The organism is Protofrankia sp. CiP1_Cm_nod1, assembly GCF_920888515.1.
In the GTDB taxonomy this organism is placed as follows: Bacteria; Actinomycetota; Actinomycetes; order Frankiales; family Frankiaceae; genus Protofrankia.
The window spans coordinates 10,141-18,879 of sequence record NZ_CAKKTM010000454.1 but is presented as its reverse complement, the minus strand read 5'-3'; the positions used below and the strand labels follow the sequence as shown (position 1 = coordinate 18,879).

The window sequence follows — 8,739 nt, the reverse complement described above, 5'->3', positions numbered from 1 at the left end:
CACCGGTGCCGGTGGGGTCGCGGTCGGTGGTCAGCCGGGTGATGACGTCGTCGAGCCGGGCGAGCAGCTCGTCGGGGGCGGGGTCGGCGTCGGCGAGGGTGCGTACGGCGGTGCGCAGCCGGCCCATGGTGGCGGCGGCGTGGATGCCGTGGCCGACGACGTCGCCGACGACGAGGGCGACGCGGGCGCCGGAGAGCGGGATGACGTCGTACCAGTCGCCGCCGACGCCGGCCTCGGCGCCGGCGGGCAGGTAGCGGGAGGCGACGTCCACGGCGGCGGAGCAGGGGAGGTCATGGGGGAGGAGGCTGTGCTGGAGGGTGAGGGCGGTGGCGCGCTCGCGGGTGTAGCGGCGGGCGTTGTCGAGGCAGACAGCGGTGTGGGTGGCGAGCTCGTCGGCGAGCAGGAGGTCGTCGGAGGTGAAGGGAGCGGGGTGGCGGTGGCGGGTGAGGACAGCGGCGCCGAGAGTGGTGCCCCGGGCCCGTAGCGGGACGATCATGGCGGAGTGGGGGGTGGTGGTGCCGGGGAGCCAGGGGGCCGGGAGCCAGCTGGTGAGGGCGGGATCGGGGAGCGGGTAGATGGCGGGCTGGCCGCTGGTGAGGGCATGGGCGAGAGGAGAGCCGGCGGGGTAGGTGGTGGTACAGCCAAGAGGTGCGGTCGGGCCGCTGGGAAGGGCGGCGGCGTAGCCGATACAGCGCAGGGGGAACGGGGCGCTGAGCGGGCCAGGAACAGGTTCGCTGCCGTGGTAGACGGTGTCGAGGAGAGCGACGCTGATCTGGTCGGCGAAGCGGGGGACGGCGATGTCGGCGAGCTCCTGAGCGGTGCGGGTGAGCTCGAGGGTGCTGCCGATGGCTGTGGTGGCCTCGTTGAGCAGGGTCAGGCGTTGCTGGGCCCAGTACTGCTCGCTGATGTCGATGGCGGCGGTGAACGTGCCGTGGAGCCGGCCGGTGGGGTCGCGGACCGGAGAGGTGCGGACCGCCCAGGCGCGCTTGCGGGTCTCGCCCTGCGCGCGGCTGAAGCTCTCGTGGCGGGCCGGCCGGCCGGTGGCCATCACGTGGCGGAGGTGGTCCCAGGTTGCCTGGTGGGCGGGGTGGGGTAAGGCGTCCACCAGCCGGTGGCCGCGTAGGTCGGTGTCGGCGCTACCGATCATGCGGGCGGTTTCGGTGTTCAGCCGGCGGATCCGCATCTCGGTGTCAGTGATCGACAGACCGATCGGGGCCTGTGTGAACGCCCAGTCGATCAGGAGCCGGTCGTCCACCGGCGGCTCTCCCGCTTCCCGCGGTTCCCCTGGCTCCCGGGGGTCGCACGCCTGCCCGTTATGAGCGGCCGGGTAAGGCGCCTCGAGGGGCACGGGGCCGGCGTGGAGCGCGGCCACATACCACACGGTGACAGCCCCGGCGGCGTCCAGGAGAGGATGAGCGCGGACTCCCAGGGGGAGGATACGGCCATCACGGTGACAAACGGAGATGAGTCCTTGCCAGCTCCGCCCGTGCGTGACGGCGTGCCGGGCCGGCGCCGGCAGCGTGTCGGCGAGCAACGTCCCCACGGCTGTCCCGATGATCTCCGCCGGGGTGTAGCCCAGGAGCTGCTGTGCGCTCTCGCTCCAGCCTGTCACGATCCCGTGCGCGTCCAGCGCGGCTGTCACGCCGTCCCCCGCCAGGCGGCCGCCCGGACACCCCGCCAGCCGGTCGGCCGGTTGGTCATCGGACCAGTCAGCCGGTGTGTCCGTACACGGTCTGTCACCGTTCATCGGATCCCGCCTTCTCGTGAGGCCGGGGGCGAACCGGCATCGTCATACCCTACTTATCTTCTCTTCACCACCTTTTCATTTCCGTTTCCGGGTCTCCTTACCATCCTGGTCCGCGGGTGCGGGCACCCTTGATTCCGTGTGCTGGCCGGCATCATCGGCATGGTTCGGGCGCTTTCGCGCATCGCCCCGCAATACGGCGTTCGACGCTCACGTAATGTGCCCTTATCGCCACCGGGCAGCCGGCCGTTTTCGGAGGACATATCGGGATGCCCGGCGGCGAGGGCGGGCGGCGCTCACCGGAAGCCCGGCGGGGAGGCCGGCCGGGGATCCGTGCGGAAGGGGGATGCTGAGCGCCGGGGCACGGCCACCGTACGCCGCCGGTCATCACCGGCGGCGTACGGCCGGTCCAGATGGTCGTTCCGGGTCAGTTTCCGCTGGTATCGGCATAGCGGCGGGCGGCGGCCAGAGCCGCGCGGACCGCCGCCGCGCCGGCCGGTACCCCCGTCGCCGGGAACCCCTCCTGCCCGCTGCCCGGGCTCCGGTCGAAGTACAAGGCCGCATAGGCGGCTGTGTCGCGCTGGAAACGCCATCCCTCGGAGAGCGGGCCGGCATCGACGGCGTCGTAGCCGACCGCGTCCAGGAACGCGGTCACCGCCGCTTTCGCGCCCGCGTCGTCCCCGGCGATCGGCAGGGCGCTGCGGTCGGGTGCCCCGGCCGGCCGGGCCAGCGACAGCAGATGCCTGAAATAGATGTTGTTGAACGCTTTTACGACCTTGGACGTCGGCAGGTGGTTCTGGAGGAGTTCGCTGGTCGTGGTCGATTCGTCGTCAAGCTCGGGAATCTGCCCGTCCCGTTGCGGGTAGTAGTTGTCGGTGTCGATGACGGTCTTGTTGACGAGCGGTTCGACGGGCACGCTGCGGTAGGCCCGCAGCGGAATTGTCACGACCACCAGGTCCCCGGCTTCCCCGGCCTGGCCGGGGGTTGCGGCGCGGGCGTGCGGGCCCAGCTCGTCGACCAGCTCCTTCAGCGTCTCGGGCCCTCGTGAGTTGCTCAGGACCACGTCATATCCGGCCGTGACGGCCAGCCTGGCCACCGTGCTGCCGATGTTCCCGCTACCGATCAGTCCGATGGTTGTCATATCCGGCCCCAACCACCGGCTCTCCGGTCGATATTCCCGGGAACGGGGTGTCCCGGCGGTCCCTGGTTCGGCATCCGTTGCGGCGTAATCAGGACAAAAGTATGTGGTCGGGATGAAAGTCCTGAAAGCACCGCCGCTGACGCGGCCTCGTGGGCGGTGTGGGCGGTGCGGGCGGCAGCGCCGGGGAGGCGAGGAGGCACCGAGGACGGTAATCCGTCACGGCCGGAGCGGCACCGTGGTGGGCAGGGCATGACGCCGTCCGGCCGAACACGGCGGACGCGGTGATCCGCTGGTGGCCGGTTGCCCTGTCCCGTGCCCTGTCCCGGCCGGCACAACATGGGGAATCCGCTGTCCCGGCCGGGACGGTGCGGGTGGGAAATTATTACCGGCCGGTCCTGGGGGAGTTAGTTCGGGGCTCCGTTTGACAGTCCTTCGGAAACGGCGTTCCCGGCCTGGGAGAAGGCGCTGGAGAAGAGGCCTTCCACTACGCCGGAAATCGCGCCCAGGGCGTTGGAGCCGGCGCCGGCGGGAGAATCTCCGCCGGTGGCGGGATCCGTGCCGGTGGCAGGATCGGCGACGGTTACGGCGGTGTCGGTACCGGTGGGCAGGGCACTGGCGGGAGCGGTGCCCAGGAACACGGCGAAAAGCCCGGTGACAATGGCGACCACGGCACGCCGCAGGGTTCTGGCAGTCATTTTACTCCCAGCGGATACAGGTGACGGATGTTCCTCTTCAAAGGGTAGGCCGGCCGGCAGGGTATCGGAACCCGAAGGCCGCGCACTGTGGCGCCGGCTTCATCACAATGTTCCGCACGGCGCCCATGTACACGGAAGGAGTCAGGATGGCCCGGCCATTGGTCGGCCAGCCGGCCGGGTCGCCGGGCGGGAGAACCGCGTTTCTGGTGGCCGGCCGCGGTGAAAGGGCGGCCGGCGGTATTCCGTTCGCCCGTGCTTTCCGCCCGGGAAACGCCGGGGCCGGGGCCGGGCGCGGTGTGTCGACGGCCACGTTCGCCGGCTCGGCCGGCACGAAACGCCGGGGCCGGGCGCGGGCGGTGTGCCGTCAGCCGCGGCGACGGACGGTCATCGGCAGTCCGTCCCGGGGGCGCAGGGTCACCAGCGGCTCAGGTGTGATCTCCAGGCCCGGGACGGGCTCGAACGTCCAGTGGCGAGCGATCGTCGCGAGCGCGAGCACCCCCTCGGTCCGGGCGAAGCTGTTGCCGATGCACTGGTGCGGGCCGCCGCCGAAGGGGAAGTAGGCGTAGCGGGGCCGGTCGGGGTCGGCCCGGTCCCCGATCCAGCGCTCCGGGTCGAAGCGTTCCGGTTCCGGCCACCATTTCTCGTCGCGGTGGACGACCCACTGGCTCAGCAGCAGCGTCGACCCGGCGGGCAGCGGATAACCACCGACGACGCGGTCCTCCACCAGGTACCGGCTCATCGCCCACACGGGCGGGTAGAGCCGCATCGACTCGTTGAGCACCGCGTCGGTGAACGGCAGGCGGGGCAGGTCCGCGACCGTCGGACACCGGCCGGCCAGCACGCTGTCGAGTTCGGCGCGCAGCGCCGCGGCCACCTCGGGATGCCGGCCGAGGAGGTGAAAGGTCCAGGTCAGCGCGTTGGCGGTGGTCTCGTGGCCGGCGAGCATGATGGTCAGGGCCTCGTCCCGGACCTGGGTGTCGTCCATGCCGTCCCCGGTGTCGGCGTCACGGGCGGACAGCAGCAGCGACAGCAGGTCCTGCCCTTGCGCTCCCTCACGGCGGCGGCGTTCGATGAGGCCGTAGACGACCTGGTCGAGGGCCTGGCGAGAGCTGCGGCGACGCCGGGCCGAGGGCAGCGGCAGCCGTTCCAGCAGCTCGAAACCGGCGTGCAGGGCCTTGCGGGCGGCCACCGTGTTCTCGCTGATGGCGGCCCGGATCACGGCCACGATGTCGCTGTCGGTATCGGCGTCGAACAAGGTCTTCGTGACCATCGCCAGCGTCATTTCGATCATCTCGTCGTGGACGTCGAGACGCTGCCCGTCCCGCCAGCGCGCGGCCCGCGCGTCGGCGATCGCGGCGAACGTCTCGCCGTACTCGAAGATCCGCTGATGGTGGAACAGCGGCTGCATGAGCCGCCGCTGCCTGCGGTGCAGCTCACCGGAGCTGGTCAGCAGGCCCTGCCCGAGCACCATGGTGAGGGGCTGCACCGCGGTGCCACGGGAGCCGGGGCCACGGCGGACGAATCCCCGCCGGTAGGAGCGGTGCGACCCGACCAGCACGTCGGCGATCGCGTCCGGATCCGCCACCAGGAACGCCGAGAGCGGACGGGACGACAGCCGCACGACCGGGCCGTGGGTCTGGCGCAGGCGGACGAGGCCGGCGAGCGGATCGGCACGCAGCAGCTTCCTCGCCGCGCGCAGGCCGCCGGCCGATCCCGGAACAGTGCGCACGCGTACGGGCACGGGCCCTGGCGTGACGGCGGCAGACGGGGTAACGGTCATCGCGGACCCTCCTCGGGAACACGGGCGGGGGCAGGGGGTGCTCGACCAAGCAGGACGACCGGCAGACTGATCTTCACGATAATCGCGATCTAGGCGGTGCGGCGGGAGACAACGGCCACGTCCGTCCGCCGGGACCCGTCCGCTCTGGCGGTTCGGCGGGTACTCGGCCGCCCGGGCGGGCGTCCGGCCGGGAACGCGCCGACGGCGCTGTCCCCACGCGCACCGGAGCAGCCGGCCGGCAGGTCCGGGGTGGTGCCCGCACGCCCGGACCGATCGATCGAACCGATCGATCGGGAGCCTGGTAACCGCCGGGCGTGATGGGCATCGGACAGGAGGAAGCATGCCGGCAGCGCCTGATACGTCAGATGCCTGATACGTCGGATATCTGATACGTCGGATATCTGACATGTCGCCCACGGCACATCACCGTGGAGGGCGTGAAGATCTCCGCGGCGGCGGAGACCGCATCAGTGTTCCTGAGCCCCGGCCGGCCACGGTCGAAGATCTGTCGAATTCGGCCCAACCGGCGTACGGGTGTGACGGCCTCGCACGGCCGGCGCCACTGACAACGGGCTGCGGTGGCCACCGCTTCGAGCCGACCGGACCGGACGCGCGGACGGGGGGATGTCCCGTATCCCCGCGGACACGAGCTCGTGGCGCCATCGGATCAGGTCGAGGGAGCGGGTGGTGGTGAACACGGTGTGGTCCGGTCGCAGCAGCACGGCGTTGGCATGGTGGCGGGTCAGCCAACGGCCGAGCGCCCCGCTCGTGTCATGGATGAGCCTGACATCGTCCGAGGTCGCCGGAAGAGGGGAACTCGGCGGGACGATGCCGACGTAACGGGTGCGCAGCCGGGAGAAGAAGGCCCGGGTGTCCTCGCCGATGCTGGTGGCCCAGCTGAAGGCGAAGATCCAGCCGGTGCAGCGGGCGAGGACGGCGAAGCCGTCTCCCAGCAGGTCGTCCAATGGGATCTCGACAGGTGCGCCGGTGGCGGCGGTGGTGCGGACCAGCGGCTGCGGGCACAGCCGTCCGGCGGGCTGCTGGCGGCCCGGCAACGGCCGCGACGCCGGTCGGACGAGCGGGCCGGGGCGCAGCGGCGGGCTCGCCGAGCGCTCCATCAGCCGTTGGAAGACGGGCAGCCCGGCGGCCTGGACGAACAGGGCCTGGCGCGCCGGGCCCACGACGGTTGTGCCGCTGGTCATCGTCCGGCCGAGCATGACCGCCATGCGGACCAGCTGGCGGGCATGTGGCCGGCGCTCGCTCTGGTAGCTGTCCAGAAGCCGCTCGTCGGCACGGCCGGCCAGGACGAGGCCGAGTTTCCAGGTGAGGTTCGCCGCGTCGCGGACGCCGGCGCACAGCCCCTGGCCGAGGAACGGTGGTGTCTGATGCGCGGCGTCACCGAGGAGGAACACCCGGCCGCGGCGCCAGCGCCGGGCGACGAGCGCGTGGAAGGTGTAGGCGGTCTGGCGTACGACGGTGAGCTGTCGTGGGTCGACGTCGCCGAGCCAGGGCGCGACGAGCTGGTGGATGACCTCGGTCCGGGACAGTTCGTGGGCGGATTCACCGGCCCGGATCTGGAACTCCCAGCGGTAGCGCCGTGAGCCGATCCGCATGTACGTGGCGGCGCGGTACCGGTCACAGACCTGGTGGATGCCGTCCCAGTTCGCCAGCGGCCGCTCGCTGCGCACGTCGACGACCAGCCAGGACTGGGTGAAACGCAGATCCTCCATGGTGGTGCCGACGGTTGCGCGGGTGCTGCCGTTCGCGCCGTCGCAGCCGAGGACGGCGTGGGTCCAGACCTGCTCGAGGCGACCGGAGACGTTGTCCCGGATCGTGACGCGCAGCGGGGCCGGGCCGTGGGTGTGCCCGGTCTCGACGGCGACGGCTTCGGCGCCGCATCGCAGCTCGACGTGCGGGAAACGGGTGAGTCCCCGGCGCAGCACCTCCTCCAGCATGGTCTGGTCGAACATGTTGGCCCCGGGATGGCCCTGCCCGCTGTCGACGGGGTCCCGCTGGAAGCGGGCGAACGGCCGGTGGTCGGCGTTCAGCAGCTGTAGGCCCAGCGCCGGTCTGGTGATGGCCCGTACGTCGTCGGCGAGACCGGCGGACTGCATGATCCGCAACGTTTCGTCGTCGAGATGCACGGCCCGGGGCAGCGGGTAGACGCCGTGGTGGCGCTCGACGACGAGGCAGGCGATGCCCTGCCGGCCGAGGAGATTGGCCGCTGTCGTACCGCTGGGCCCGGCGCCGATGATGACGACGGGAGTTTCTCGGGGGGTGGGCGACGGCATGCCGGGCATCCTTCAGGTGCTGCGGGGCGGGGACGTGCACCGGCCACGGCCGGTACGGCGCGGGAGACCGGGAGACCGGGACCGGGCGGGCGGCATCGCCGTGGCTGTGCCCGGCGCCGCGCCTCGTGTCGCGCGGAGTGCGGCGGACGTCCCAGCACCCCGCGTAGATCATCGGATGTCGGCGGGCCCGGGCAGCGGCGGAGCGGCGGAGTGGCGGCTGCCGGCGGCCTGGCCCGCACAGGCCACCGGCAGCCGCTGGTGGCCTGTGCGGTTGTCGGCGTTCTGCCAGTGGGTTTTCAGCAGGTGTCAGTGGGCTTTCAGCAGGGCGGCGAACAGCGTCAGGCCGGGGCCGAACCCGAGGGCGACCACTACTTTGCCCGGTGGGATCTCGCGGGTCTGCAGCAGCCGCTGGAGGATGATCAGGACGGTCGCGCTCGAGCAGTTGCCGTATTCGCGGAGGATATCGTAGGAAGGGGCGGTCGCTTCCTCGCTGAGCTGGAGCTGGTTCGCGACGACTCGCAGGATGCGCGCGCCGCCGGGGTGGATGGCCCAGCCGTCGACGTCGTCGAGGGTGTAGCCGTGTGTGCTCAGCAGCGTGGTGACGAGACCGGCGACATGGCGTTCGAGCACCTCCGGGACCTGGGGCGACAGCCGCATCCGGAAGCCGTGGTCGGTGACGAGCCAGCCCATGTAGTCACTGACGCTGCTGTCCGTGCTCGCCATCACGTCGACGATTTCGAGCTGGCTGGCAACGGCGCTGGCTGGGCGCTGCTCGGGCGCGACCACGACGGCCGACGCCCCGTCAGCGAACAGCGAGTGCGCGACGATCTGCTCGAAGTCCTCGATGGTGGGGCTGCCCGCGTGCAGGGTGGGTGATTTTGGCTGGGCGTGCAGGCTGGCGAGCTCGACGCAGAGCAGGAGCGCGGGCCTGCCGTGGACGGCGACGTATTCGGCGACGGTGCCGAGGCCTGGGACCGCGGCGTGGCAGCCCATGTGGCCGATGATGACGCGGCGCAGGTTCGCCGGCATGCCCAGTTCGTGGGAGAGCCGGATGTCCAGGCCCGGGGTCACGTAACCGGTGCAGGAGA

6 protein-coding genes are annotated in these 8,739 nt (G+C 71.4%); all 6 read right to left on the bottom strand.

Features of this window, described 5'->3' with window-relative positions; translation table 11 throughout:
* The coding region (locus tag NBX02_RS21170) for a PAS domain-containing protein (protein WP_250292700.1) at nucleotides 1-1,642 on the bottom strand (1,642 nt) is incomplete at its 3' end.
* 529 nt (nucleotides 1,643-2,171) lie between these two features.
* Nucleotides 2,172-2,885, bottom strand: a complete 714-nt coding sequence (locus tag NBX02_RS21165) for an NAD(P)-binding domain-containing protein (protein WP_250284990.1) — start codon at nucleotides 2,883-2,885, stop codon at nucleotides 2,172-2,174.
* 404 nt (nucleotides 2,886-3,289) lie between these two features.
* On the bottom strand, nucleotides 3,290-3,580 hold the full coding sequence (locus NBX02_RS21160; protein WP_250284988.1) for a hypothetical protein: 291 nt from the start codon (nucleotides 3,578-3,580) through the stop codon (nucleotides 3,290-3,292).
* A gap of 364 nt (nucleotides 3,581-3,944) precedes the next feature.
* The gene (locus tag NBX02_RS21155; RefSeq protein ID WP_250292697.1) at nucleotides 3,945-5,360 is read right to left on the bottom strand and encodes a cytochrome P450; all 1,416 of its coding nucleotides are present in this window, start codon (nucleotides 5,358-5,360) and stop codon (nucleotides 3,945-3,947) included.
* A 467-nt stretch (nucleotides 5,361-5,827) separates the two neighbouring features.
* Nucleotides 5,828-7,651, bottom strand: coding sequence for a bifunctional 3-(3-hydroxy-phenyl)propionate/3-hydroxycinnamic acid hydroxylase MhpA (mhpA, locus tag NBX02_RS21150; RefSeq protein ID WP_250292694.1), 1,824 nt, complete (start codon nucleotides 7,649-7,651; stop codon nucleotides 5,828-5,830).
* Between the two features lie 306 nt (nucleotides 7,652-7,957).
* A partial coding sequence (locus NBX02_RS21145; protein WP_250292692.1) for a 3-oxoacyl-[acyl-carrier-protein] synthase III C-terminal domain-containing protein occupies nucleotides 7,958-8,739 on the bottom strand: 782 nt, incomplete at its 5' end.

Excerpts from the sequence above, each read along its gene's own strand:
- NBX02_RS21165 (WP_250284990.1), bottom strand. The coding sequence starts at position 2,885 with ATGACAACCATCGGACTGATCGGTAGCGGGAACATCGGCAGCACGGTG.
- NBX02_RS21160 (WP_250284988.1), bottom strand. The coding sequence starts at position 3,580 with ATGACTGCCAGAACCCTGCGGCGTGCCGTGGTCGCCATTGTCACCGGG.
- NBX02_RS21155 (WP_250292697.1), bottom strand. The coding sequence starts at position 5,360 with ATGACCGTTACCCCGTCTGCCGCCGTCACGCCAGGGCCCGTGCCCGTA.
- mhpA (WP_250292694.1), bottom strand. The coding sequence starts at position 7,651 with ATGCCGTCGCCCACCCCCCGAGAAACTCCCGTCGTCATCATCGGCGCC.